At 38.8% G+C, this 25,814-nt stretch carries 21 protein-coding genes; 7 read left to right on the top strand and 14 right to left on the bottom strand.

The annotated features are described in order from the left end of the window. The first annotated feature begins 1 nt into the window (after position 1). The 4 genes from Q0976_RS01680 to Q0976_RS01665 all read left to right on the top strand — a co-directional run bounded on the left by Q0976_RS01680 (position 2) and on the right by Q0976_RS01665 (position 4,407). Positions 2-1,729: an SLC13 family permease gene (locus Q0976_RS01680; RefSeq protein ID WP_299490257.1), complete on the top strand. Its 1,728-nt coding sequence runs from the start codon at positions 2-4 to the stop codon at positions 1,727-1,729. A gap of 36 nt (positions 1,730-1,765) precedes the next feature. Then, the gene (gene cysC, locus Q0976_RS01675; RefSeq protein WP_299490255.1) at positions 1,766-2,413 is read left to right on the top strand and encodes an adenylyl-sulfate kinase; all 648 of its coding nucleotides are present in this window, start codon (positions 1,766-1,768) and stop codon (positions 2,411-2,413) included. Beyond that, complete coding sequence (locus Q0976_RS01670) at positions 2,413-3,375, top strand: DHH family phosphoesterase (protein WP_299490253.1); 963 nt, start codon at positions 2,413-2,415, stop codon at positions 3,373-3,375. The genes cysC and Q0976_RS01670 overlap by 1 nt, the downstream gene beginning before the upstream one ends. Before the next feature lie 288 nt (positions 3,376-3,663). Continuing rightward, entirely contained in the window at positions 3,664-4,407 is a 744-nt protein-coding gene (locus Q0976_RS01665) for a class I SAM-dependent methyltransferase (protein ID WP_299490251.1), read from the top strand. Positions 4,408-4,415: 8 nt separating this feature from the next. Here Q0976_RS01665 and Q0976_RS01660 read toward each other — a convergent pair whose 3' ends face one another. The 11 genes from Q0976_RS01660 to Q0976_RS01610 all read right to left on the bottom strand — a co-directional run bounded on the left by Q0976_RS01660 (position 4,416) and on the right by Q0976_RS01610 (position 17,999). Beyond that, positions 4,416-5,657: a CDP-glycerol glycerophosphotransferase family protein gene (locus Q0976_RS01660; RefSeq protein ID WP_299490249.1), complete on the bottom strand. Its 1,242-nt coding sequence runs from the start codon at positions 5,655-5,657 to the stop codon at positions 4,416-4,418. Between the two features lie 63 nt (positions 5,658-5,720). Beyond that, positions 5,721-7,154, bottom strand: a complete 1,434-nt coding sequence (locus tag Q0976_RS01655; protein ID WP_299490247.1) for an NDP-sugar synthase — start codon at positions 7,152-7,154, stop codon at positions 5,721-5,723. A gap of 17 nt (positions 7,155-7,171) precedes the next feature. Further along, on the bottom strand, positions 7,172-9,145 hold the full coding sequence (locus tag Q0976_RS01650) for an exopolysaccharide biosynthesis polyprenyl glycosylphosphotransferase (protein ID WP_299490244.1): 1,974 nt from the start codon (positions 9,143-9,145) through the stop codon (positions 7,172-7,174). A gap of 242 nt (positions 9,146-9,387) precedes the next feature. Beyond that, positions 9,388-10,425, bottom strand: coding sequence for a glycosyltransferase (locus Q0976_RS01645; protein ID WP_299490242.1), 1,038 nt, complete (start codon positions 10,423-10,425; stop codon positions 9,388-9,390). After that, positions 10,415-11,773: an oligosaccharide flippase family protein gene (locus Q0976_RS01640; RefSeq protein WP_299490240.1), complete on the bottom strand. Its 1,359-nt coding sequence runs from the start codon at positions 11,771-11,773 to the stop codon at positions 10,415-10,417. Before Q0976_RS01640 ends, Q0976_RS01645 begins: the two co-directional genes overlap by 11 nt. Positions 11,774-11,883: 110 nt before the next feature. Next, positions 11,884-13,152, bottom strand: a complete 1,269-nt coding sequence (locus Q0976_RS01635) for an O-antigen ligase domain-containing protein (protein ID WP_299490238.1) — start codon at positions 13,150-13,152, stop codon at positions 11,884-11,886. Beyond that, positions 13,107-14,528: an exopolysaccharide biosynthesis protein gene (locus Q0976_RS01630; RefSeq protein ID WP_299490236.1), complete on the bottom strand. Its 1,422-nt coding sequence runs from the start codon at positions 14,526-14,528 to the stop codon at positions 13,107-13,109. The genes Q0976_RS01635 and Q0976_RS01630 overlap by 46 nt, the downstream gene beginning before the upstream one ends. Next, positions 14,525-15,646 (bottom strand): polysaccharide biosynthesis/export family protein, encoded by a 1,122-nt coding sequence (locus Q0976_RS01625; RefSeq protein ID WP_299490640.1) that lies wholly within the window; start codon positions 15,644-15,646, stop codon positions 14,525-14,527. Before Q0976_RS01625 ends, Q0976_RS01630 begins: the two co-directional genes overlap by 4 nt. A 169-nt stretch (positions 15,647-15,815) precedes the next feature. Beyond that, positions 15,816-16,178 carry an STAS domain-containing protein gene (locus Q0976_RS01620; protein ID WP_299490234.1) on the bottom strand — a complete coding sequence of 121 codons (363 nt, stop codon included), beginning with the start codon at positions 16,176-16,178 and terminating at the stop codon, positions 15,816-15,818. Between the two features lie 215 nt (positions 16,179-16,393). After that, positions 16,394-16,783, bottom strand: coding sequence for an ATP-binding protein (locus tag Q0976_RS01615; RefSeq protein ID WP_299490232.1), 390 nt, complete (start codon positions 16,781-16,783; stop codon positions 16,394-16,396). A 16-nt stretch (positions 16,784-16,799) separates the two neighbouring features. Further along, entirely contained in the window at positions 16,800-17,999 is a 1,200-nt protein-coding gene (locus tag Q0976_RS01610; protein ID WP_299490230.1) for a SpoIIE family protein phosphatase, read from the bottom strand. A gap of 197 nt (positions 18,000-18,196) precedes the next feature. Between Q0976_RS01610 and Q0976_RS01605 the strand changes: the two genes are divergently transcribed. Continuing rightward, entirely contained in the window at positions 18,197-20,125 is a 1,929-nt protein-coding gene (locus Q0976_RS01605; protein WP_299490228.1) for an acyltransferase family protein, read from the top strand. Between the two features lie 3 nt (positions 20,126-20,128). Here the strand turns inward: Q0976_RS01605 and Q0976_RS01600 are convergent, their stop codons facing one another. Both Q0976_RS01600 and Q0976_RS01595 read right to left on the bottom strand, forming a co-directional pair. After that, on the bottom strand, positions 20,129-20,557 hold the full coding sequence (locus Q0976_RS01600) for an adenylyltransferase/cytidyltransferase family protein (protein ID WP_299490226.1): 429 nt from the start codon (positions 20,555-20,557) through the stop codon (positions 20,129-20,131). After that, entirely contained in the window at positions 20,554-22,071 is a 1,518-nt protein-coding gene (locus Q0976_RS01595; protein ID WP_299490224.1) for an asparagine synthetase B, read from the bottom strand. Before Q0976_RS01595 ends, Q0976_RS01600 begins: the two co-directional genes overlap by 4 nt. Positions 22,072-22,327: 256 nt before the next feature. Between Q0976_RS01595 and Q0976_RS01590 the strand changes: the two genes are divergently transcribed. Both Q0976_RS01590 and Q0976_RS01585 read left to right on the top strand, forming a co-directional pair. Continuing rightward, a complete protein-coding gene (locus Q0976_RS01590) occupies positions 22,328-22,750 on the top strand; it encodes an Hpt domain-containing protein (protein WP_299490222.1) in 423 nt (140 codons plus the stop codon). A gap of 32 nt (positions 22,751-22,782) precedes the next feature. After that, positions 22,783-24,255 carry a sigma-54 dependent transcriptional regulator gene (locus Q0976_RS01585; RefSeq protein ID WP_299490220.1) on the top strand — a complete coding sequence of 491 codons (1,473 nt, stop codon included), beginning with the start codon at positions 22,783-22,785 and terminating at the stop codon, positions 24,253-24,255. A 70-nt stretch (positions 24,256-24,325) separates the two neighbouring features. Here the strand turns inward: Q0976_RS01585 and Q0976_RS01580 are convergent, their stop codons facing one another. Beyond that, entirely contained in the window at positions 24,326-25,792 is a 1,467-nt protein-coding gene (locus Q0976_RS01580; RefSeq protein ID WP_299490218.1) for a capsule assembly Wzi family protein, read from the bottom strand. Positions 25,793-25,814: the final 22 nt, after the last annotated feature.

Here is a 25,814-nt window from a genome sequence, read left to right as displayed (position 1 = left end):
TATGTCTATTGATGCTTATTTAACCTTAGGGATTTTCTTTGGCACGATCGTGGGATTGGTGATGTTTCAGCAGCGTCCTGCTGCTGTTTTTGGTGTCACCTTAATGTCGCTTGTGGCGTTTGGTTTGATTTCTCGTTCGCAATTGTTATCGAGTATGGTTAATCCTGGACTCGTGACATTAGTGCTATTGGTCTTGTGTTCATTTGCATTGGAGAAGACCCGTCTGCTCCGTGTTATTGCCTCAAAAATGATTGTGAGTAATTATCACTCCACTTGGCTTAGGTTGTTTGGGATCACTGCATTATGTTCAGCGTTACTGAACAATACTGCGGTGGTTGCGACACTGTTATCGCCTATTCGTAATAACCCTCACCACTTTGCCAGTAAATTATTATTGCCTTTGTCTTATGCGGCTATTTTAGGTGGGACGTTAACCCTGATTGGTACTTCCACTAATTTAATCGTCAATAGCTTATATATTGAAGCTCAAGGACACAGTTTAAGTTTTTTCTCTTTCACTGCGGTTGGCGTGTTATTGGTGTTAGGTTGTGGCATTGTATTACGAGTGTCGAGCCGATGGTTGCCAAATATTAATGCTGAAGATAATGGCTCTAAGGGTTATTTTATTGATGCTAAAGTCAAGGCTGGCTCTGAGTTGGTTGGACGCAGTGTCGAAGCTAATGGTTTGCGTCACCTTGAGTCTTTGTTTTTAGTTGAAGTGGTTCGAGAGGGGAGGTTGATTAGCCCTGTGGCACCCACTGAAGTGATTGAAGTGGACGATAAGTTAATTTTTTCTGGCGATGTGGCCAAGGTCAGGCAGTTAGATCAATTTACAGGGCTTGAATCTTTTGCTCATAAGAACGGATTATTGGATAGAAATTTAACCGAAGTGGTGGTGAGACCGGAAAGTATTCTAGTGGGTAACAGCTTGAAATCGACAGGTTTTAGGGCTTTATTTGATGCTGCTGTGGTGGCTATTCGTCGTGATGGTGAGCAAATATCGGGTAAGCTAGGTGAAGTGCTTATTCGTAGCGGTGACTTTTTAGTGCTTGCAGTCGGGGAAGATTATCCCAGCCGACGCAATATCAGTAAAAACTTTATTGTTCTGAGTGGCGTTGAGCCTGAAGTGAGACTTAACGGTTGGAAAGCGTGGTTAGCCATAGGGGGCTTCTTAGCAGGCGTCGCGTTAGCAACCACTGGCTTATTAGATATGATGCAGTCCATGTTGTTGCTCTTGGGAGTGTTAATTTTTTCAGGCTGCATCAGTGTGAATGAAATTACTCGCCGTTTTCCCATTGATATTTGGTTGGTCGTCTCAACGGCTATTTTGTTGTCCCACGCCTTAGTTAATGCCGATGTTGTGTCGATATTGAGTCATTGGGTGAACACAGGCTCGGATAAGAATGATGTTTATATTGCTTTAATTGCAGTGTATGTGGCAACGTGGCTGATGACAGAATTAGTCACGAATAACGCCGCGGCGGCATTGATGTTTCCTATTGCTTACAGCATTGCACTGGGGCTTGGGGTGAACGTGATGCCTTTTGTGATGACGGTGGCTTTTGCTGCCAGTGGCAGTTTTATCAGTCCGTATGGCTACCAGACTAATTTGATGGTGTTTAATGCGGGTCGATATCAGTTGGCTGATTTTTTTAAAGTGGGCGCTGCGGTGAGTTTGACTTATGGGGTGATTGTTTTATTGGTGGTACCAATATTTTTCCCTTTTTAATTTATATTATGCATTCTGTAATCGATAGGAAGTAACATGGCTAAATCACCTTATATCCATCTTGATGATACTGATAAATCGGCTAATGTGGTGTGGCATCAAGCCAGTGTGAGCCATGATGAAAGAGAGGCCATTAAACACCATAAAGCTGTTGTATTATGGTTTACAGGCTTAAGTGGCTCAGGTAAGTCCACAGTGGCCAATGCCGTGGATAGATTATTACATCAATTACACTGTCACACTTATGTATTGGATGGAGACAATGTGCGCCATGGATTGAATGGGGATTTAGGGTTTTCTGACACTGACAGAGTTGAGAATATTCGCCGTATTGGAGAAGTGTCAAAGTTGTTTGTGGATGCCGGTTTATTGGTATTAACGGCGTTTATTTCCCCCTTTAAAGCGGATAGAGACTTAGTGCGCAGCTTAAATAAAGATGGGCAATTTATTGAGGTGTTTATTGATACGCCACTTGCAGTGTGTGAGCAGCGGGATCCAAAAGGCTTATATCAAAAGGCGCGTAGCGGTGAAATTAAACACTTTACCGGGATTGATTCGGCTTATGAGGCGCCAGAGCGGCCTGAAATTCGCGTTGAAACGGCGGGCAAGAGTATTGAGTCTTGTGCGCAGCAAGTGGTGGATTATTTGCAGGCGCAAGGTCTAATAAACGGAGCGAAGCCGTAATGCATTACGACATATTTAACGGTGATGCCGATGGTATTATTGCCCTGTTACAGCTGAGACTGGCGCAGCCTCAGCAAAGTACGTTAGTCACAGGTGTCAAACGGGATATTGATTTACTCAATCAAATCAGTGGTCAATTGCAAGCTGATGACAGTGTGACTGTGTTGGATGTGTCGATGCAGAAAAATCAGCAGGGATTGAGTATGGCGCTTGAAAAAGGCGCCACTATTTTTTATGCGGATCATCACCAAAGCGGGCATATTCCTAACCATCCTCAGTTAAGTGCCCATATCAATCTTGATGCCAATATTTGCACTGGCTTAATTATTGATAAACTCTTGCAAGGGCAGTATCACAGATGGGCTATTACTGCGGCGTATGGGGATAACTTAATTAAGATCGCCGATGGCTTGGCTAAGGAGGCTGGACTCAGTGATGAGCAAGCTGGGCAGCTCAAAGACTTAGGAACCTTGATTAATTACAATGGTTACGGCGGATGTGTTGAGGATTTACATTTCGATCCAAAAACCTTATATACAGCCCTCTTACGTTATCCCGATCCCTTTTTATTATTTAAAGATAACACGTCCGTTTATTATCAATTAAAATCGGCCTTTGATGCTGACTTTGCTCAAGCATTAGCGATTGAAGCCGATTATAGCAGCGATACCGTCAGTGTTTATCGTTTGCCCGATGCTGCTTGGTCGAGTCGAATAAGTGGCGTATTTGGTAATCATCTCGCCAATAGTAAGCCCAATAAAGCCCATTTAGTCTTAACCACACAATCGAGTGATCAGGTGATGGTGTCTTTGCGTGCGCCGCTTGAGAATAAACAAGGTGCAGGGAGTGTGTGCAGCCAATTTGCAACAGGTGGTGGGCGAGAAGCGGCAGCAGGAATAAATGCTTTACCTTTAGACAGCATTGAGCAATTGATTGCTGTGACTGAAGCATATTATGCCTAACATGGAAGGGCAGGAGAGGTTTTGATTTTAAGTCTTTTGAAATGATTAAAGGCTTTTTATTTATTACGTTATGTTTGTTTTTTTCGTTTTCTTGAAGCCTAAAAAACGTTTACCGCATTTTAATCAGGCAAGCTGGCACTTTATCACTTAAAATTGAGTAAGCTCAATGATGTTTTATTGCATCATTCATTACATCTTTGATTGTGTATTTTATCATTTGAGGTGTTGATTGAATGTTGCCTTTGGGCTGTTTTGGCTTTTCATGTGCATTAAGAAAAGGAATTTAATATGAACAGTGTCATCGAAGAAATTTATCAGTCCGGGGCTGTAAAAGACAATAAAGGTAATGAATATTCGCTGCATTCAGGGATAGATAGGCTTGAAGGGGATTTCCTTCATCAAATTATTGAGTCGGATGACAGTATTCGCAAGACTTTAGAAATAGGCTGTGCTTATGGACTGTCTTCTTTACATATTTGTTCTGCTCTGAAAGGTCGGGAGGGAGCTGAGCATAAGATTGTTGATCCTTTTCAAAATAAGCAATGGCATGGCATTGGCACTGAAAACTTGAAACGTGCCGATTGTGATTTTTTTGAATTAATAGAAAAACCTTCAGAGTTTGCTTTACCTCACTTGGCTGAAAAAGAAGCGGGCACCTTTGATATGGTTTTTATTGATGGATGGCATACTTTCGATCATACATTACTTGATCTTTTTTATGCTAATCGATTGATTAAAGTGGGTGGTTATATTGTCGTTGATGATTGCTTATGGGCATCGGTTGCCAAAGCGGTATCTTATTTTGAAGGGTATCCGGCTTATCAGTTACAAGCACAATCCGCTTCTACTCAATCTTATAAAAGAAGTCTCGCGGACTTTATTCGTACAATCCTGCCTCCTCGTATCGCAGGTTATATATTACCACGTTATCTCTATGATAAATTTTATGTGAGAACCTTATTTTCAAGTATGGTTGCGTTAAAAAAAGTCAAAGAAGATGAGCGTAATTGGGATTGGTATCAATCTTTTTAAATGATTAATCATGACAGTTGGGAGCGAGTAATAAATGTTTCTATATGGGTAAAGGCATCCTTGTTATTAGGCTCCCAAAAATGGTTTTGCGCTTCTAGATAGGCCGCTTCATAGGCGTAACAACAGGAAAATGATACTGCATTAGAATGGTTTTCTTTATTATTTCCTTGTTTGATGGCATTGAGTAACGCATCAAAATGTTGATATTCTGGCCCTACTTTAGATAAGTTCTCAATATAATCATAATTATCTCGACACTGTTCTTGGTAACTTTCTTTATCGAAGCGATAAAAAATAATGGGAACACGGTATTGGAATACATCAATAAACAAAGAGGAATAATCTGTGATCAATAAGTCGATACCTTCTAAAATAGGGTAAACATCTTCCCATTGAGAAATATCAATAATATTGTCGAAGTGTTTAAATTGTGAGGCTAAGTGAGCTTCGTTGGGATGAAGCCTTAAGAGAAATAAAGATTGAGTCTCCACTAGATGATCAGACAGGGCTTGCCAGTTAAATGCGTCTTGATAGGGATTTTTATCTGCTAAGTTATCTCGCCATGAGGGAGTATAAAGGATGAGATGGCTTTGTGAGGTTAACGGAGCATTCATCATATCAAATAGTGTTTGTTTTGATTTTTTTTCTTTTGGGTATCTGGCATGAAAATCGGTTCTTGGATTTGTGCTTCGCAATAATGCATGTTGTGGAAGTCTAAAGGCACTTTTGAAAATCGTATCGGTTAATTTACTGGGGCTGAGCATAAGATCTGGCTTAGTATATTGTTGATGATGAAGTACCGAATAAAAGGGGGATATTTGATCTTCTTTAGGATGAAATACTTTTGATAATGGACCATTAACAATATCAAATTCAATGCGTTTCATTGGCGTACCATGCCAGAGGTTGATTTTTATTGCTCCGTTAGCTAAATATTGATTTACATCCCCAATATAGCTGTTGTAAAAAAAATATTTAGCCGTTAAGGCATGGTATATTCCTTTTAACGACCAGCGATAATATGCTTCCATCCCTTGTTTATTTAGGGTATCAATGAGTGTCTTGTCGCCACTAACCCAAATGCTGCGAATGAACAATGTTTGCTGCCAATGCAGATATAAATATTTTGCATTATCACTTAACTGATTTTTATAACTGCCTAAGACGGCTTTTTGTTGATCTCTTGGTGATAGTTTAGCTAGGGTATAGAGTCCTTTGGTGAATAAACCTTTTAATAGAGTGCTTATCATGATGAGGGTACCTTTTAATGAAACAGCAATATTTGTCAGTGCTTTTGTTGTCTCGTGTATTATTTAATTAATTTGTGGCGTATTCATCATTGAACTCCAAATGAGAGAAAAATATTTCTTTTTACCTTTTTCATGTATGAATGCTTGTTCGATAAGGAATTTTTCTTCCTCTGGCGCTTCTTTGCTGAGAAATAATTGAACGGGACCATAAAGCCCATAGCGGGCACCTTCAAGCGTTGTTTGTTGGTAGCTTTCAAGGTTTAATTGTGGGGCATAGCCAAAAAGATCTAATTTTCCGCTAATGACATGAATAAGTTGTGGTAATCGTGAAAATAACGGTGATGTTAAGTTCCATTGCCAACTATTAAGTTCTACTCCCTCATTATCAATGAGTGTGTTTTTTCTTATGGGTTGATTGGGTGAACAAAATAATGCAAAAGCCATAAAAATAGGCGATAAACATGCTGTTATGATAAATAGTAACAATGCAAATAATCGTGTGGATAACACTGTTTCGGTATGGTCAGAGGCCTCACTATTATGTGAGATCAATACCGGATCATTTAAACGTATGCAAGCACTAGTTTTCATCGATATTAAGAGATCATGACATAAGATAGCGTGTTTGACTTCGAGTCCTTCACCAACATAAGTGTGAGGGAATATTAGGCTATTTTCAATGTGACTGTCATGGCCTATTAAGCAATTATTACCGATAATATTTGTCCCTTGCAATTCAACTGTGGCATCAATTTTTGTTGATTGACCTATTATACCATTCATGTTTTGTATGCGTAATAATCCTATATCTGTTTTGGCACCCAAATAAATGCCTTTTGATGTTTGGCTGGTATTGTATTTTCTTCCTATGGGTTTGAGCGATGGGATAGCTAAATTGGCAAGATCCATATTAGCCTGCATAATGGATTTAAAATTATCTAGCATGTAACAATTGCCGTGTAAGACTTGGGTGACAATATCGACTGTTGGTGAAATATTGTCATTTAATGAAGCTTCATCATTAAATGACAAAGGCCAATCTATTTTATCTAATAGGTGTTTTTCACTGGGCAGTAAAAGTAAGCCTGCATTTTTGTCACTCATTTTGGCTTGTACAAATTCATTAGGCATTTGTTGACTATAGTTAATAAATGTTTCAACACAAGGACTTCTAAGCATGTCTCCTCTAATGAGCAAAACAGGCTCTTTTGTGTCGATAACTAAACGCTTTAAAATACTTTTCGCATCTTCTTGTGGTTGACTGAGAAAATAATCAATATTTAATCCCCATTTAGCACCATTTTCTACGTGGGACTCAATGGTATCGGGATCACTTGAGATGATGAGTTTGATGTTATTTATTCCGCAGTTTGCTAAATCTTCTAAGGTGTAGTCAAGGGTTGCTTTATTACCTATTGGGAGCATAGCTGGGCAATAATATTCATTAAGAGGAGCCGTTTCTTTTCCGTGTCGATTGGCAAATATGATGGCATCCATGAGCAACCCTCCTTTCGTTAATAAGCCCCACGAGTGAGTATGACTGCGGGTATAGTTTTAATGAGTAGCCATAGATCAGCAAGTAGTGATTGTTCGTAGATATAATCAGTGTCGAGTTCAACTTGCTGCTCAAAGGGAATATGTGAGCGGCCTGACACTTGCCAAATGCAGGTAATGCCAGGTTTAATTGATAAACGAGTTCTATGATCTTGTGTATATTGTTTAACCTCTGAGGGCAAAGCTGGTCTAGGTCCGACGAGAGACATATCCCCTTTTAGGACGTTCCAGAGTTGTGGTAGTTCATCAATGGATGTTTTACGGATAATTTTTCCTATTTTAGTGATACGAGGATCTTGCTTCATTTTAAAGGTGACACCGCCTTTCATCTCATTATTCAGTGTTTTTAATCGTTCATCCGCATCCGTATACATAGAGCGATACTTCCACATAGTGAAAGGTTTATTATCTTTGCCTGCTCTTGGTTGTGAAAAAAAGACAGGGCCTGAGGATTCGATACGGATCAGTAGTGCAATGGTGATCAATAAAGGGCTTAACAAGAGTAGAGCCAGACTTGACACGATAATATCAAGCATTCGCTTACTGAGTAAGTTGAGTCTGTGACGCGCATGATGTCTTAGTCGTCGTATTTTGGCTTGTTTAGCATTGAATTCAAGATTAATAATTGATTGCTCTTTTGTTTTTGAACTTTGTCGTTTTAGCTTTGTTTTTAATTTTCTAGATTGGCGAATATGTGTCATTTCTCTCCACGCTCTAAGAAGAAAGAGGGGATTACCTATAATATATCTTTTCCACATCCGTTGAGGTTCTTGAAGTAAACGATAGCTCCATTCCATTCCAAGTTGTCTTACCCATAATGGCGCTCGTTTAATTTTTCCAGAATAGAAATCAAATAATCCGCCTACGCCTATTCCCACTCCCACTTTGAGCTGAGATTGATATTTGTTTAACCATAGCTCTTGTGTGGGAACGCCCATCGCAACGAGCAATACTGTTGCGCCAGATTGATTGATCCTTTCAATGATCTCTGTGTTATCAGTACTTTTATCTAAGTGGTAGAAGCCATGTTGTGTTCCAGCAATGATGAGTTCGGGGTATTTTTTTTGCATTTTGTTGGCTGTCTGTTCGGCAATCCCAGGCTCTCCTCCCAATAAAAATAATGGCAGTCTTTTTTGTGCCAGTTGTTCACACAGTTTAGGGAACATATCAGTACCGTTGAGATTATCGATTAGTTTGGCTCCTTTCCACATGCAAGCAATGCGCACCCCAATACCGTCTGCGAAAATATGCTTACATTGTTGCAGTGTTTGCTGATAGTGGGAATGTGTTATGCTGATATTGAAGCAATCTGCATTTACAAAAGCGAGGTGTTGCATAGGGCCTGAAGTATTGGCGAATGTGATTATTTTATCGAGTAGTTCAACCATTCGCATATTGCTTAATGAAACATCGAACAAGGTGACGGTTGGGGGCACTTGTTTAGGGTGTTTGGTCATCATTGCAAGTAACAAGTAAGACAGGATTGTTCTTAATATAGCTAAACAATAGGCACCAATATTTTTATATATTTGATTGACAGTATCTTGATGGGATTCAAAACCAATTCCCATGCTTTTATTCATAACATCATAAGACATTAACCCTGGTTTGATCGTGAGATCCGGTGCTTCTTCAAAACTGAAATAGGTTTTTGTACCCAATAAGCTTACCTCACCTTCGAGTAAATTAAACAGCTGAGGCAGTTTCCTCCAATAGCCTATACCGGAGAATTGATATAAACCAATTAAATGATTGTCAATGCCGTATATATAAACAATTTCAACGCTTTGTCCATAACGCCATTTTCTTTTGAGCCAAATAAAAATCAGTATTGGAGAAAAAAGGATTAATAAAGAAAATGCCGTCATGACATCGATGATACGAATAGCGATGCGTGTTGACTGGGTTATGGTAGGTTGGGGCTCTGTTCCCATAATAACTCCTACTTACTTTATGATTATATGATGACTTTGGTCATACCGAATATGGATACTGTATTCACCAAGATGTTTATGCATGTTTGATCTGAATTACCTGACTAACAGCATAGACTATGCCATTTTTCTCTCTTTTAAATACAGTATGTTGTAATATGTCTTTTTTATTCTGATGCTTCATTTGCAATATAGGATGCATTTTGCAACGATTAATGATTACCATCATTTTGTGAACTCCTTTAAGAAAGTCTTTTTTTGGCGTCTTGCTTTATTCGCAGCTTTTGAAAACGACCGATCACCTTATGGCCTAATTTTTCACAGCTTAAATACACCGAAAGTGGCAGGCAATACAGCATATAAGCTGCCGCTAAAGTGGCAAGGGTTCTTCCTGTTTCAGCCTTGAGTATTGAAGGTGCAAGGTATAATGCCTGATTGACAAAGTGAACGGCTGTTTTACCATCGCCATTACGTATTGCTTGGCGGGCCAAATACCTTAGTTGATAGGCTCTGGCTTTATGTTCAAAGTGCTTTAGCAACTCAGGTGCATATTGTTTGGCTTTTTGGATCATGTTTTCCCATGAGGCCAATTGTTTCATTAGGTTTGAAGATAATCCTTGGTGATTTAAACGATAATAAGTTAGAGGGGCTGCGAGCCCTTCTATTTGCCATTGGGTTGTGGCAACAATCCTTAGCCAACATTCAATATCTTCAGATTGTCTAAATTTTTCATCAAAATAGCACCGTTCATTTGGACTCGTGTCGGGGGACTTGAAGGCGATTTCGTCAAAGGTTTTTGCTCTGACGACTGGAGCTGAGCCATTTCCAACAGGATTACGACATAATAAGTGAGCGGCATTGATATGGGTTAACTGTGGCATTTGATAGATTTCGAGAGGATGGCCTTCAAAATCCATAAATACAGAGCGGGAAAAGCTGATCCCCAGATGAGCATTATTGTCTAAATGCAGTAAATGAGATTGAAGTTTGTTCAGATGCCAGCTGTCATCTGAGTCTAAAAAAGCTAGATATTCCCCTTTTGCATGGCGGATCCCTGTGTTTCTTGCTGCCGCTAAGCCTTTATTTATTTCATGGTTGACTATCTTAATTCTAGGATCCTGGACGGTTTGACATATTTGCAAACTGTTATCGGTGGAACAATCATTGACAATGATAAGTTCAAAATCAGTAAAGGTTTGTTTCAGTACCGAATGAATGGCTTGAATGACAAAGTCTGCTACGTTATAAACGGGCATAATAACCGATATTTTAGGCATCATTAGGGAGCTCCTTTCCCATGTGACTCGTGTGCTGATCTTTTTGTTTAAGTAGAAAATAAGTGAACGCAGGTAATGTTATGAAATAGCATAGTAAACTGGCTAAAGCGACAGCCTGTAGCCCCCATATACTGGCGAGACTAATGCACGCAATGAGTAACAAGGTCAAAACGATATTGGCTTTGAGGTTTAATTGCGCTTGATGGTTACTGAGCAAGTATTGGCTTGCAGCTTCACCTAAAGGCCTGACCAACCCACTCAGACATAGTAGTATGAAGATAGGTAAAGCACCAGCAGTTAACCATTTCTCACCATAAATGAGTGGTAAATACCAAGGTGATAAGAGGGTTTGTAGGGTGATGAGTGGAATTGTTAACATCATAATAAATTTTAATGAATGCCTAAATTTTTGTTGTAAACTCTCTTGACTCGGCTGACAAAGATGAGAATAGAGTGCTGTGCCGTAACTTTGTATTATGCCAAGACTGATCCCTAAGCTGGCGTTGAAAGCAAAGAAATAAATTCCTAACGCTTCAATCCCTAAGAAATAGCCTACCAATAAGTAATCTATATTTTGTCTAAAGGCGAGCGTGATATCACTTAAGCCGACAGGAATACCAAATTTTAATATTGCTTGGTAAGAATAGTGACATTTTGGATTGAAAGAGGAAGATGGTGTTTGAGTTGAGGGCTGAGTGGATATTTCGCTTATTATTTTTGTTTTGTTCAATGGCAGTGAATTCTGGTACCGGTGAATACCAAGCCAAACAAAAGTCACAATCACTTTGGGAATGATAATTGCCCAAATGCCTAGTCCAATTAACGCCAATATTGTGGTCAGTATTCCATCCATCATCGTTTGCCAAAGGACAGCTCGACCGACAATCCTCATGCGATTTTGGCGTAAATTTAACGCAACATAAAGCATGCCAAAAGGCAGGATTAAATAGCTGCTAGCCATTAATATCATTGGCAAAATAATATGATTATTTTGATAGAACTGTGCCAGTATGATGCTCAGTAAACACATGATGATGAAGGCGAGTATGCTGGCAACCCAATTAATTTTATTGGCTTCTGGCAATGCTTTGACAAAACTGCTTTCATCCATTTTAACTAAAGCCGCAGTGGTTAGGCGCCTTAGTGGTGTACTGATTAATTCAAAGCTGGTTAATATAATGGCGATTTCACCAAAATTCTCGGGGGTTAATAAGCGGGCAATAATGATACTTGAAATAAGCCTAACAATTCGGCCCATTATTTGTGCAGAACCGAGCCAAAAAAGGCTTTTACCAAGTACGTGATGACTACTTGATTGCAAAGAGAGTGGCCATTTAAACCAGCTAGGCATTCCTTTACCTCTAAAATGGGGGAATACAGTTCAATACACTTAAGTATAGGTGATAAAATTTTTTTCTTATTTTTTGGTGATCAGGAAAATGTTGAGGAGGCAGACTTTGCCTATGGGTGATGTGTTTTACTTTTGTTGTGCTCTATTTCTTTAAAGGCGACGCCCAATATTATCAACCCTGGCCAGTATAGGTAAGCTAAAGTTTCTAAGTTCTCTCCAAAAGTATATAGAAAGAGCTGGACGAGAAAAGCTAAAGCGACTTGGATTGTGCTTGATTGGTGAATATAGCGAATAAGAATACCAAAACTCACCAAGAAAGGGATAGCGAGTGAAATAGCCCCAACGATGCCTTTGACAAAAAGCAGTCCATACCAAGTATGATGAGTGCCTATGGGCATATATTCAACTAAATGTGGACCTTTCTCTACGATACCGTGTCCCCAAGTGAAGGCTTCGTTATACCAGCGTTGGACAGCGATATCCCCCAGATGTTTCCTGACTCGTGTTGATCCTGCTCTTGCAGCTTTTATTGCACCTAATGTTTGTTCAATTTTATCGATAAATTGCACTCCAAATATACCCAATAATAGGACTACAGGGCTGGCAATAAAGTATAAATAGGGCGATTTATACCAACGAATGACACAAAAGTAGGCCATTAAAATTAAATAGCAAGCTAAGGCGAGCCGAGATTGGGAGACTAAGATCATTACTAAGCTGCCCACATAACCATACCATCGATAGCGAAGGTTTTTTTCTTGTGTGGCGAAAATATAAAACATATTTGCCAGCATGCCTAATGCAGGTGCCCAAGGGGTAAACAGTCGCCATCTAGGAGTACCACTGCCAGGGTCGATTTCATACAAAGTTACGCTGAAATACTCTGGTCCTGAACCACCTAAAAAACGTAATGGGGATGTGTATAAATGAGCGGGCAAATTTAATTTCCATGCGATAAAGAAAAATGGCATCACAATGAGAGTGTGTTTACAAACAATGCAAGTTGCCCGATAGAGAATATGAGGCCTGATGTTGAGCGAGCCAATGAGTGGGAATAAGGCAATTAAGGCCCACCCTTTTGCCCATCCAATACTTGATTTTATGAGTTTGAGTATGCCTAATTGGAAGTCTAAATGACCGATGACAAGTGCGAGTAACATGACCAACATGCCAAAGCACCAACATTGATTAGCAAAACTAAAACTGAAATTTTTTTTATCCAGTATGATGCGTTTTAACATCCTTAAAAAAAGGATCCAGCCTATGATAGGCGCCACAAAGTACATGGCACCTAACAGCCAAAATGCATAAGTCCAGGTGAGACTGTACCAAACTAATCGCTCGTCAGAATTTTCTGGAGTATAGGTTTTCGAATCCATAACAAAGCAAGTCCAATTAATATGCTTAGGCTTGCTGCAATTCCTCCAACAAGGGCAAGCAAGGTATAAAGCTTATCGGGTTGGTAAGGTAAGCTGGGGGGTTCTAATAATTGTATTAGTGGGTAAGCTGAATAGATATCAGCTTTACCCACATCCATTTTAGCCAGTGCTGAGGTAAAAACGGCGGTGGCGACTTGATACTCTCTTTTGAGATCATTTAATTTGGCTATTTCATCATTATTGTCGATTAATTTATTATCCCAATCAATAATTTGTTGTGATAGTGAATTGAGTTCATTGCGTAATCCTTCGGCTTCTGTTGTTAGGCTGAGCAATTCTTGAATTAATATACCTCTTCCATCGGCATTATCTGCTGATAGCATTAACATGAATCGCTCATCTTGATAGCCAATTAACGATTGACTGCGTTTTTTCATGGCTAATAATAAAGAAGCTTGTTTATTAAGTTGATTAATGAGTTTAGGGTGTTGTTGTCCGTGACGCCCTTCAAGTTCCGCGACCATGGCAGTTGATTGAGCATAATTAATGAGTAATTGTCTATAAAGCTGATCGTTTTTAAGCTTTAATAGATCAGAAGCTTGCAGAGTTGTTAATGATAAGTGTTGCTCTAATGTTTTAATACTGGCATCAACCCCCACCAGTTTGGCTTCCATATTGACGCGAGAGTGGCGCAATTTTTCGACCGTTAAGGCCAGCTCTTTAAATTGCTCAGTCGATATCATGCCTGTTTGAGATTGAAAATCGAGAATTTTTTCATGACTGTCTCCGACTTTAGTGACAAAGCCTTCCATACCGACTTTAATGCTGTTTTCTCTTTGTTTGACTTCATCTGTTCTCAATAGACTGAGCAGGGCTTGTAAACTATGGTAGTGCGCCCACGCTTTTTCTTGGGCCAGTTTTCCGTTAGACGCTTTGATACTAAATTGCATAATGCCTGTTTGGCTGGGTAATTTCTGTTTGGGTTTCCCTACTTCAGAGGCTGGTAAATTCAATCGTTTAGCAGCGTCGATTAAGATGGTATTCGTACTGGCAATGGCTTTATAGTTCTCTCTGGGATCGATAGCAGAGTTGGAGTAGGGGGAACTGGAAGAGCTACTTGCTTGCCCCACACTTTCAAGGTTGACATTGGCGCCAGCTCCTGGGCCGGGTAAAATGAGTGTCCATTTACTCACATATGCCGTTGGCGTAAAAATAATCACAGCAATGACAATAATCCATACACAGACTAATGCTGCTGTTGCCGTTTGAATATACACTTGCCGACGATGTTTACTGGACATGTTACTGCCATTAACTATGGCATTTTTTAACCAGAGAAATGTACGAGATTTATGTTGCGTTTTTTTTTGTGTCATTTCGTTTGATTCCCTATCCAGTCGAGCAATGTGGCAGGGATAATGACTTCTGTGATAGTGCGCACTATTTCTCTAAAGTTGGTGACGCGAGAGTCATAACAAGCAATACCATCACTGGGGAGTAAAACGGGATTCATGCCCGGCACCCAAGCATGGGTGATTAATGTATCAATCGCACGCTCAATAACATCAATTTCTTGAGTTAATGGATTCTTGGTTGTTAAAAGAATATATCGAGAGGCATTGGTTGATTGAGCGCCACCAACGCAGTTACCGGCAATGGCCGCACCTAATAGCCTTATACCGTAAGGAAAACGAGTAGCTTGTGTGTCCAGTGCTGATTGAGAATTACTGGTGGCGGGGACAGTCAGGTTAGAAATAAAGACACGAATGCCAGGTACAGTGATTTGTGAAGGACGAACGAGATCTTCATCAAAATAATAACGTTCAGGGACGTGAACATGGTCGTGTTTGATGAGGGGAAAATATGGCACCGGAGAGCCTGTTATGACACCCGATAAATCAAAGTAATAGGTATGGTAGCCTCGAGTGACGGTTACCTGACTCACATCGGCATTGGGGCTTACTCCACCGGATGATTTAAGTGCCTGAGCAATGCTACGTCTTGATGCATGATCCCCTGTGTGCACACTGGCATCATCAATAATATCAAGCTCTGAACGACTGTTTATCTGATGTTGACCAGGTTCAAACACGGCTCCAGAAACGGTGACTTCGATAGGTGCCCATAATAATGGGTTGATGCTGATCCTAATATTGTTGGCATGCATGAGTTTTTCATCAATTAACACCTTTTTAATGTCTCTTTTTAATTGTTTGATATCTTTCCCGTAGGCATAAATGGGATCTAAAAAAGGCAGATAGATATATCCATTGGTATCGATTTCAACTTTTGCTGCAAATTCTTCTCCGTTGAGTATTTTTATATCGAGTCTATCCCCCGTAGAGAGAATATGTTTGAGAGGCAATGGAGGCTGATGACTGTTGGATAAATTGCGCTGTTGATTGTGTTGGTAAACTAATTGGTTGGATTCTGATTGTAGGTGCGCATTTCTTAAATAGGGCATATTATCTGGATAGAAATGGCACTGAAACATATTCACATCATTATCTTTAATATAAGGGCTACAAATTTCTTCCATGTGAGGTGTATGTGGGGTAACGCATGAGGTGAAAATCAAGAGTGTGATAAAGGCAACACATAGCCGTATCAACAAATTCTTCTTTATAAAGCGATTATATGAAAAAGCACTCATAGAGAACTATTCACTGATCTTTGATGGCCGATAATGGACCACAAATATAGTCTATGGCCGCAGGCTGGCTTTCATAAATGTGGAATACTTGATGCAAGCGTGTGAGTTCAATTAATGCTCTTACACCATCAGATGGGGACAGTAATACGACTTCTCCTCCTTCTTGATTGGCTTTTTTCATTGCGGATATGAGGACTGAGAGGCCACTTGAATCAATAAATTCTACTTGATGTAAGTCCATGATGAGTCGAGTGACGCCAGAGCTGATCTGTTTTAGGATAGCAGCTCTTAGTGTTGGTGTTTCTGTCATGAGCATTTCTTTTGGTAGTGTGATAAGGCAAGCGTTTGCTTGTTTTAATGGCGTGAATTTCATGTGCATTCCTTATGCTTTAATCTTATCAATTTCGTTATTTTTAATGAAAATGGTTATTAATAATCCAGATAGAGATAGTTATTACACCTCCTTGAAGAATGCTAATAAGATGATGACATTCAAGGGTATTTATAATATTTAAATATAGTTAGTATTTATCACAATGCGGTATTTATTTTTAGTTGAGAGTATTATTGATATCAATTTTAGCCATTCTATTCTTTTTTAAGGGATAGTCTGAGGTGAGTACCGGAAACCGTTGGTTGAAAACTCACTTCATCCATCCATTGTTCTAAGATCCATAGGCCCCTTCCTGAAAGTTGATCAGCTTCTGGGCAATCATCGGGGGCTTTTAGCAAAGTAAAATTAGCATCATCGAGTATATCAATGACAATATTATCAATATCGCAATGAATAATAATAATGACTTTATTAAGACTATCATCAGTATGCATTATAAGGTTGGCTAATACTTCCATGATGCAGGTGATAACCTTAAATCGTTGTTGCTGGGTTATGTGTGATTTTAAAAAATTATCGACGTCATTACAGACTTTACTTTGATTGATGTTAGATTTATCTAAGTTGATTTGAAAATTTAACATAACCATTCCTTTTTTATTAATACTTTGGGCAAAGTATCATCATTGAAATATCATCTTGTAAGTCATTTTCTTGCCAGAGAGTGGTGGCATGATTGATATGATGGAGCATGAGCTTGGCTGACAATTCACTGGCTGAGGAACATAATTGGCATAAACGTTCTTGTCCAAACATACCGAAAGTGGGATGAACACATTCGTATAGGCCATCTGAATAAATGAATAATTTTTGCTTCCTCTCTAAGTAAACCTCTTGGTATTGATATTGATTATCTTTGCTCACCCCAATGGGGAGCTGGCTTTTGACACTCATAAGTCGCGTGTTATCGCCATCAATAATAATGGCATCGGGATGACCTGCATTGGTGACCTTTACTTGACTGGTTGTGGTATTTAAAATACCAAGAATTAATGTGGCAAACCTTCCCATGGATTCAGGATCTTCAAATTCTTGATTGAGCTCATTGACGATGAGAGCAGGATCAAGTTGTTCCCATGGACAACGGTCACTGGCAAGTCTTTGGGCTAAAGTAAAGCTTTGCATGGCAGCTGCGACCCCATGGCCTGTGACATCGAGGAGATAGAAGCCAATATGAGAATCGTCAATATTCATGCATTGAAAAATGTCTCCTGCAAGATCACTTGCTGGTTGAAAATGGGTGGCGATTTCCCATTCATCATTTAACTGTGGAGACTGAGGTAATAATGCTTGTTGTAAACGAGCAGCACTGTCTAAGTCTTGTTGAATTTGTTTCAGGTAAGATTGCTCTTTTTTTAATAGTCTGTGTAGCTGCTTATTTTTATTTTCTAATTGCTTTTGCATTTTAATTAGCCTAACGGCAGCTAAAATTTTTACTTTTAATATATTGGCACGGTAAGGCTTAGCCATATAATCATCTGCGCCAGATTCTATACCTGTGACTTTATGTTCATCTTCAACATTGCTTGTTAACATGATGATGTAAGGAATATTTGGTAATTGTTTTAATGTTTGGCATAATTCGGGGCCGGCGATCAGTGGCATATGCCAATCTGTAATAACGATGTCTGTAGGTGACTTTTTGAACATTGATAAAGCGTCTTGACCATTAGCACAACTGCTTATATCCAGTCCCATGGAGGTTAATAATTGCTTGAGAATATACCGCTGAGTATTTGAATCTTCAGCAATGAGAATGGAAATATGTTTAAACTCAGGAACCACTTCACTCGAGCTCATTTTTCTACCATTAACCTTCTGACCTTACATAACAATAGCAATTATTTTGTTGATTTGTTTTTTATCTTTTTGACGGGGGATTTTCAAGTATTCGCGAACAGTAAGAAAGTTGCTTATACTCATGATTAGGACGCCTGTTTGTGACATTCTATTTTTTATTGTTTGATGGATAAAAAATATTAATAGAGTAATGGATATTGAACTATCGCGCTGAAATTGATGGATTAAGGGCTGTTGCAGTTATCCCAGTTATTTTATTTCATGCTGGATTTCAATTGTTCAGCGGTGGTTTTGTTGGGGTTGATGTTTTTTTTGTGATCAGCGGTTATTTGATTACCAGCATTATTCTTGCTGAGCTGAATGAAGGACGTTTCAGTTTAATTACCTTTTATGAGCGTCGAGCTAGACGTATATTACCCGCTTTATTTTTTGTTATTCTAGTCTGTACCCCCTTTGCTTGGGCATGGTTTATGCCGATGGACTTGCAAGACTTCTTTCAAAGTGTTGTGGCAGTTTCTACGTTTTCATCAAATATTTTATTTTGGTTAGAAAGCGATTATTTTGATACTGCAGCAGAGTTGAAGCCTTTATTACATACTTGGAGCTTAGCTGTAGAAGAGCAATATTATATTCTTTTTCCACTGTTTTTAATGTGGACTTGGCATTTAGGTTTACGTTGGATTTTAATGTTATTATCGATAGTTTTTATAATCAGTCTCGTTTTGGCCGAGTGGGGAGCTTATAATGCGCCTAATGCTGCCTTCTATTTACTGCCGACACGAGGGTGGGAATTGATCTTAGGCGTGTTTGCTGCTTGTTTTTTTTATCGATATAACACGTTAAATGTGAGTCTATTCATTAAAAATTTATTGAGTTCATTGGGATTGATACTCGTCTTTTATGCTATTTTTGCATTTGATGAAACGGTTCCTTTTCCAAGTGTATATACTTTAGTGCCAACATTGGGCACTTTATTAATTATTTTATTTGCTCAGAAAGGAACATTCGTCCATGCCTTTTTAAGTTTAAAGGCTTTTGTTGGTATAGGTTTAATAAGTTATAGTGCTTATTTATGGCATCAGCCTTTATTTGCTTTTGCAAAATACCTTAGCTTTACTGAACCGCCTTTTAGTTTAATGATGGGGTTATGTTTCGCATCTATTTTTCTTGCTTATTTAAGTTGGCGTTTTGTCGAAATGCCTTTTAGGAATAAAAAGGTTTTCAGTCAAAAGAATATTTTTTCTTCAGCTATTGTAATAAGCAGTACCTTTATTGTTACAGGCGTTTACTTTAGTTTTGATGGACGTTTTTCACCAGAAAAACAACTTATTGTGAAAGCGTATCGCGCCGATAATAGGGGGCCACAGTTACAATCATGGGATTGGCTAAAAGAGCGTACTCAAGATGAGGATTATGATGTTACCAATAATCAGGTTGACCATACGCAATGGTTTGATTTAACCGATCCTCGGCAACGATTATTAATTGTCGGTAACTCTCATTCAAAGGACATGTATAATGTTCTCAAAAATAGCCAAGTGTCAAACGAACGTTTTCAAATTGCGCGTTTTGGTACTGAGTTAAATGCAATAAATCATGAATTTTACCAGGCACCGAATTATCAGTTAGCTGATATCATCATGTTTATATCCCAGTACAAACCCAGTGATTTGCCCGTATTTAATACACTAGTAAGCCAAGTTTTACGGGATAATAAAAAGATTGTTTTTGTGAAAAATATTTATGAATTCGAAGAGTTTAGTAGAAGAACTTATGCAGATTTTTTGTTTAATTTGTTATTAGATAAAGTGGGAGCTGATAATATTACTACTGACGATATTTTAAAAATAAATCAAAAACACTTTGAACAATATACCCATAGAGAAAGGAAACAGTTACATAAAAAGTCGGATACATTATTATTTCAACTACAAAAAAGATATCCTGAATTGATTGTGCTTAATAGGATGGATTATATCTGTAATACAATAAACCGTCTTTGTTATGCGATGAGTGACAATTATCAAAAATATTTTTATGATTATGGCCATCATACATTAGCAGGAGCGACTTTTTTTGGTTCACGTATCGACAGGACACAATGGCTTGATCCTGTAATTGAATAAACGTTATTCCTCCGTTTTATCGCTTCTTAAATCCATTAATGTTCTATTGATCAAGGTACTTGATGTACCTTGTGTATATGGAAAATAAATAACTCTGCAATTGACTGAAGCTAATTGCGTTTCAAATTCTTGCCATTTGGGTGTGTCGTACCAATCATCTCCGACAAATAGATATTGAGCTTGATTTTTTTTCGCGGCAGAGACCTTGTCCATATTTTTTTGCGGAATAGCAACATCAACATATTTACAAGCCCTGACGACTTCAATGCGCTCATGATAGGGAATAACAGATGTTTTTCCTTTATACATGACAAGTTCATCTATGGTGACGCCTACGATTAATTTATCGCATACGGCTTTGGCATTTCTTAATAAATTCACGTGTCCAACATGGAATAAATCATATACTCCACTTGTATAACCTATGATCATTTTAATACCTTTAAGTTTTCTTCAAACCAAATTTGATAGGATTGTTTATGTTTTGTTTGTTTAAAAATGGCAGTGAGATCAACGGGGAAACCAATTTTATTTTCAAAGGCAAATTCAGATCCTTTTAGTGGCGCAATAAGGTTTCTTAAAGGCATCTTGCCCAATTGTTTTCCCATTAATACCTCTGGAGATATTTTTGCAGCTAGTGTAAATGTGTGAATATTGGCTAATGGCTCTCGGCCTTCAATACCTGCTGCCATGAGTGAGAAATCTAATCGACGAAATAATATCGGTAGGTGATAACGGATGAAAAACCATCTTACTGCTTCAAAGGTACTGGGAAAAGAATGCTTGTTAAATAATTCGGTGATATTTTGATAAAATAAACTGTTTTTGTCGGGAATTGAATAACAATATAGTGCAATAAATTTGTCGATATCAAAGGTGGGTGAGTTATAGGCCCATTGGTACACTCTGTCATAACCACCAAAGAATTCATCTGCGCCTTCCCCCGACAATAATACTTTCATTCCATCTTTTTTTGCTCGACGGGCTATTTTTGCGAGTAGAACCTCATTGGGCACTGACATGGGTTCCCCTCTGAGCTGCAGTAAGATGTTGAATTCCTCTCGATATTCTTCATTTTGACATTCATGGATTGTTAAATTGTGAATATGCTCTGATTTAAGGTATTCAATATCATCATCGCCACTAAAGCCAATGCTATAATATTGGTTAAATTCACCGAATTCTTTTAATAAATGGCTATCGACACCTCGGCTAAGTAATAAACCTATTTTTGCATCTGCTACCATTCTTGATTTTATTCCTGCTAATACTGCTGTTTTGAGTTCAAACTCAGTGACTTCTCTGTACTCACCATCGAGATAATCTAACGGATTAAAGTATGCTCCTTTTATCAAGCATGTTCCGGGTGGAACTTGAGTGATATTCTTAAAGAAAGATCCACTAAATAATGGCGCTCTAACCGTTTTATACTCTTCGATTGCAGCAGGGTTGATATCAAGTTGAAAGAGTGTTTTTAATGTATTAGGTTCAGAGGCGATGGTGATATATTCTTGCCGTTTAAATATAAACAGCGGTTTTACGCCAAATTTATCTCGAACACAATGTGTCATTTCACCTTGTTGATTGATATAGACAAAGGCAAAAAAACCATCGAGCTCGTTAATATTGAGTTTGTGTTGAGCGATTAAATCACTGAGTAATAGCGTGTCACTTTGATAATATTGGTCGAAATATTTATGTCCTAGTTCACGATAATTGAGGATTTCTCCATTAAAAATGAGCATACCGCCAAAATGATCAAGTACGGGTTGATTAACACCACTGTCAAGATCAATGATTGATAACCTTGAATGGTAAGCTTTCCAGTTATGAAATGCGATGAGTCCTGAAGAACAGTCAGGACCACGAAAAGCTAATGTTTTATCAATGATGTTTAATTTATCTTTGGTAATACTGGGATCATTACTTATAAATATTCCACACATATAAAGCGACCTATATTCATTCCTTTGTTTAGAAGAGCTCATCACCTTGGCTGATTTTAAGGTATTACTTCAATATCACGTTTATCGCTTGCTGTTTTTATAGTGTAGGTGAAATATGCCAACTTCGAGATTTGATTGAACCTTTGATGGAATAATACCGTTTTTTATTTTGTAATTTAGAGGATTACCTTTCATCGTATTGAAAGAGCCAAAAACAGCTAAACTTAATATTAGCCTTAGATGAGATATTACTATTATGAGCCGCTTTAATGATAAGTCATTTGTACTCCCTATTAGTGATGAATCCGTGCTAGATGAGCATATTCTATCTGAACTTGTTGATATGGTTGGTTCAGCATCTATGTCCAAGATGCTGCAGGTTTTTTTAACCGAATTGAGAGATAGACTTGAGATATTAAATAACATGGTTTTTTCAACAGAGTCTTTGAATCCCACTGAGCATAGCAATATTAATTTTAATGGAATAGCGCTTCAAGCACATACTTTAAAAAGTTGTGCAGGCAGTTTTGGTGCCTCTGTATTATTTGAAGCTGTAAAGCAATTAGAAAAAGTGGCTATTGAGCAAAATGTTGGATTGGTTTCAGCTCAGTTGGCCAAGGTTAATGAATTGGGGTTAATGACAATAAATCAACTTACACAGCGTTTTATGAATAAATAAGTTGAAGCATACTATTAAATTTAGGTACTAATATGGATGTGAAAGAATCGTTTAGCGCATTATTGATTGAAGATAGTATGTCTTTAGGTGCACTTTATACTGAATATTTGAAGGCTGAAGGCGCCAGAGTGACTCATGTGAATTATGGCAGCGATGCATTACATGAGCTTGAGCAATGGCAACCAGATTTATTGGTGTTAGACATTCAGTTACCTGATATGTCAGGGATGGATATTTTAACGCATGTGCGTGAGCAGTATGAACATATCACTGTCATTATGATAACTGCCCATGCCACAGTCGATCTTGCTGTTGAAGCGATGAAAGCAGGAGCATTTGATTTTCTTATTAAACCCTTTGATGCAAAGCGTTTATCTTTTATTGTTCGCCATGCCCTTGAACATCGTCAGTTGATTAATTTAGTGTCGACCTATGAAAATAGTTTACCAAAGGTGCATTATATGGGCTTTATTGGTGACTCTCTTTTGATGCAAGCGGTTTATCGTACCATTGGTAATGTGGCCAATAGTAAAGCATCGGTTTTTATCATTGGTGAGAGTGGTACGGGTAAGGAAGTGTGTGCTCAAGCAGTCCATCAAGCAGGTCATCGTAAAAATGAAGCTTTTGTGGCATTAAATTGTGCTTCCATTCCAAAAGATCTAATGGAAAGTGAAATTTTTGGGCATAGGAAAGGCGCTTTTACGGGGGCAATATCTCATAGAGATGGCGCGGCCAGTCGTGCGCATAAAGGGACGCTTTTTTTAGATGAAATTTGTGAAATGGATTTAGAGTTACAAAGTAAGCTGTTACGTTTTATTCAAACGGGGGTGTTTCAGCGTGTAGGTGGAGTCAAGGAAGAAGTGGTGGATGTGCGTTTTGTCAGTGCAACGAATCGAGTGCCTTGGGAAGAAGTTAAAGCGGGTCGTTTTCGAGAGGATTTATTTTATCGTTTACATGTTATTCCTATTGATTTACCTCCTTTGCGTGAGAGAGGAGACGATGTGACGTTGATCTCGAATCATTTTATAAAAGAGTATAATAATGAAGAAGGTAAGTGTTTTAGAGGCTTTACACCAGATGTTGAAAGTTTATTTAAAGAGTATGATTGGCCAGGTAATATCAGGCAGTTACAGAATGTGATAAGGCAAATGGTAGTATTAAATCAAGGAAGCTTAATTGATGAAACCATGTTACCCTGTGAGCTTTCACAGGTGAAACAATCATTAGTTGAGCGTGGAATAAAGCCGTTAACTCGACTTGACATGAAGAACAGTCTTGAGTCAAACCTCACCTTGTTGTCAATTGATGAACAGACTGACTCACATGCAAAAGGTGACCATCAGGTGCAACCTTTATGGGTATCAGAAAAGCGCACTATTGAAGCTGCAGTTGCTTTGTGTGATGGTAATGTGCCCAAAGCTGCTGCATTATTAGAGATCAGCGCCTCGACGATTTATCGAAAAAAACAAATGTGGGATGAACAAAAAAATAACCCCTGCCATTAATGATGATGTAGGTCAGGGGTTATGTTAATAGGCATATTTTTCAATGTATAGCTGATTTTAAAAGGGCATATTAGAAACTACGTCCCCAACCGGCGTAGATTGTACTGTCCCAATCATTGCCACCAGTGGTGACATATTGACTGTATCCAATGGTACCACCGACTTTAAGGGTACCTTTATAAAACGGTCTATGGTAACTGGTATCAAATTGATACATACGCTCGTATTGATCCGGTGACACTTTATTTCCTCCATCTGGACGTGTTGTATCAATACCGTCAACATTTAACCTTAACCAGCGCAGTTTATTGGTAATATTTTGATCGTTACCTAGTTGAGTAATGGCACCAAAGACTAAGGTTTCAGAGTCATTGTCATAGGTACTGCCGATGCTTCTGTCATAATAACGGTAACCATCTTGATAGAAGCCATGCTCATACATACAGTTATAAGCATTAGCGTCTACGCCACAGGCGACTTTTGTATCTGTGTACTCTAGGAAAAAACGTGTGTTTAATTGGCTAATGAATACATCGACGCCGCCCATATTGGAAGCGTTAATGAGTTTCACTTTTTCAGTATGGAAATCTTCGTGGATACGCTCAAAATAGATCCCATAGGGAATACCATAGGCGGTATCTGACCAACGAAAATCATAACCGGCCAGCATGTTTTCCTGACCATTATCTAAATCATTTTCATTTTGTCCGCCATTGGATAGTCCGTCCCACCAATCACTGAAACTATTACCATAGCCTTCACCACCCCATTGCATCGCCCAGGAAAAGCCCACTTCTAATTTAGAAATAGGTCTTAGTGTGGCTCGAGTGCGCCAAAGCTTTGTATCAGAGATATATCGATCGCTTTCCATTTGACTAAAGCTGGCGGTATAAGTCCAAGGACCAATCCAATTAAGCCAAGGTGTTTCAAGGGCGTTACTGTTATTACGCGTCAAACTAATGCCTGGCATGGGTCGTGCGTTGGTTGTTTGAAGGAGAGCTGTATCCCAACCCGGTCCCCAATACATTTGCTGGACGCCAGCACTAACAATCCAATTACCTAGCATGACAGCAGCAAAGCTATTATCTAAGCGAGCACTGTTGCCATCAATAGGGTCGACATGATAACTGGCTGATAATCGACCGCTAAACCAATCTTTAGTGACATCAGCGTTAACGGTTAATTGGCCTTTATCACGGTAATCTTGACCAAATCCAATAAAGCGGGTGGTGTCAGAAGCGGCAGCAATTTCGATACTTGTATCGACAGCTTTATTGTCTTTGTTATAAGCTTGAGTGACACGTTCATATGCTGCCATTTGCCGAGCAGTGAGTGTGTTCACGTCGGCTTTATCCATGTCTTGTTTTAAGCCTGCCCACATAAGAGGATAAGTGGTAACGGGCTGAAGAATAATCCCTGTGTCGGCTAAGAGTTGAATATCGGCTCTTAGGGCCAGATCGTCTGGCTCAACCCACCATGCAGCTTGCACAGAATTAATACTTAAAAGTAGGATCCCTGATAATAATTTAAATTTCATTTGTGTCTCAATCGTTAATGCT

Source organism: uncultured Shewanella sp. (assembly GCF_947501665.1).
Taxonomy (GTDB): Bacteria; Pseudomonadota; Gammaproteobacteria; order Enterobacterales; family Shewanellaceae; genus Shewanella.
This window is presented reverse-complemented; position numbering and strand designations above follow the sequence as displayed.

Coding starts and splice junctions, on each gene's coding strand:
- Q0976_RS01680 (WP_299490257.1), top strand. CDS start 2: ATGTCTATTGATGCTTATTTAACCTTAGGGATTTTCTTTGGCACGATC.
- cysC (WP_299490255.1), top strand. CDS start 1,766: ATGGCTAAATCACCTTATATCCATCTTGATGATACTGATAAATCGGCT.
- Q0976_RS01670 (WP_299490253.1), top strand. CDS start 2,413: ATGCATTACGACATATTTAACGGTGATGCCGATGGTATTATTGCCCTG.
- Q0976_RS01665 (WP_299490251.1), top strand. CDS start 3,664: ATGAACAGTGTCATCGAAGAAATTTATCAGTCCGGGGCTGTAAAAGAC.
- Q0976_RS01660 (WP_299490249.1), bottom strand. CDS start 5,657: ATGATAAGCACTCTATTAAAAGGTTTATTCACCAAAGGACTCTATACC.
- Q0976_RS01655 (WP_299490247.1), bottom strand. CDS start 7,154: ATGGATGCCATCATATTTGCCAATCGACACGGAAAAGAAACGGCTCCT.
- Q0976_RS01650 (WP_299490244.1), bottom strand. CDS start 9,145: ATGGGAACAGAGCCCCAACCTACCATAACCCAGTCAACACGCATCGCT.
- Q0976_RS01645 (WP_299490242.1), bottom strand. CDS start 10,425: ATGATGCCTAAAATATCGGTTATTATGCCCGTTTATAACGTAGCAGAC.
- Q0976_RS01640 (WP_299490240.1), bottom strand. CDS start 11,773: ATGCCTAGCTGGTTTAAATGGCCACTCTCTTTGCAATCAAGTAGTCAT.
- Q0976_RS01635 (WP_299490238.1), bottom strand. CDS start 13,152: ATGGATTCGAAAACCTATACTCCAGAAAATTCTGACGAGCGATTAGTT.
- Q0976_RS01630 (WP_299490236.1), bottom strand. CDS start 14,528: ATGACACAAAAAAAAACGCAACATAAATCTCGTACATTTCTCTGGTTA.
- Q0976_RS01625 (WP_299490640.1), bottom strand. CDS start 15,646: ATGTTTCAGTGCCATTTCTATCCAGATAATATGCCCTATTTAAGAAAT.
- Q0976_RS01620 (WP_299490234.1), bottom strand. CDS start 16,178: ATGAAATTCACGCCATTAAAACAAGCAAACGCTTGCCTTATCACACTA.
- Q0976_RS01615 (WP_299490232.1), bottom strand. CDS start 16,783: ATGTTAAATTTTCAAATCAACTTAGATAAATCTAACATCAATCAAAGT.
- Q0976_RS01610 (WP_299490230.1), bottom strand. CDS start 17,999: ATGAGCTCGAGTGAAGTGGTTCCTGAGTTTAAACATATTTCCATTCTC.
- Q0976_RS01600 (WP_299490226.1), bottom strand. CDS start 20,557: ATGATCATAGGTTATACAAGTGGAGTATATGATTTATTCCATGTTGGA.
- Q0976_RS01595 (WP_299490224.1), bottom strand. CDS start 22,071: ATGTGTGGAATATTTATAAGTAATGATCCCAGTATTACCAAAGATAAA.
- Q0976_RS01590 (WP_299490222.1), top strand. CDS start 22,328: ATGAGCCGCTTTAATGATAAGTCATTTGTACTCCCTATTAGTGATGAA.
- Q0976_RS01585 (WP_299490220.1), top strand. CDS start 22,783: ATGGATGTGAAAGAATCGTTTAGCGCATTATTGATTGAAGATAGTATG.
- Q0976_RS01580 (WP_299490218.1), bottom strand. CDS start 25,792: ATGAAATTTAAATTATTATCAGGGATCCTACTTTTAAGTATTAATTCT.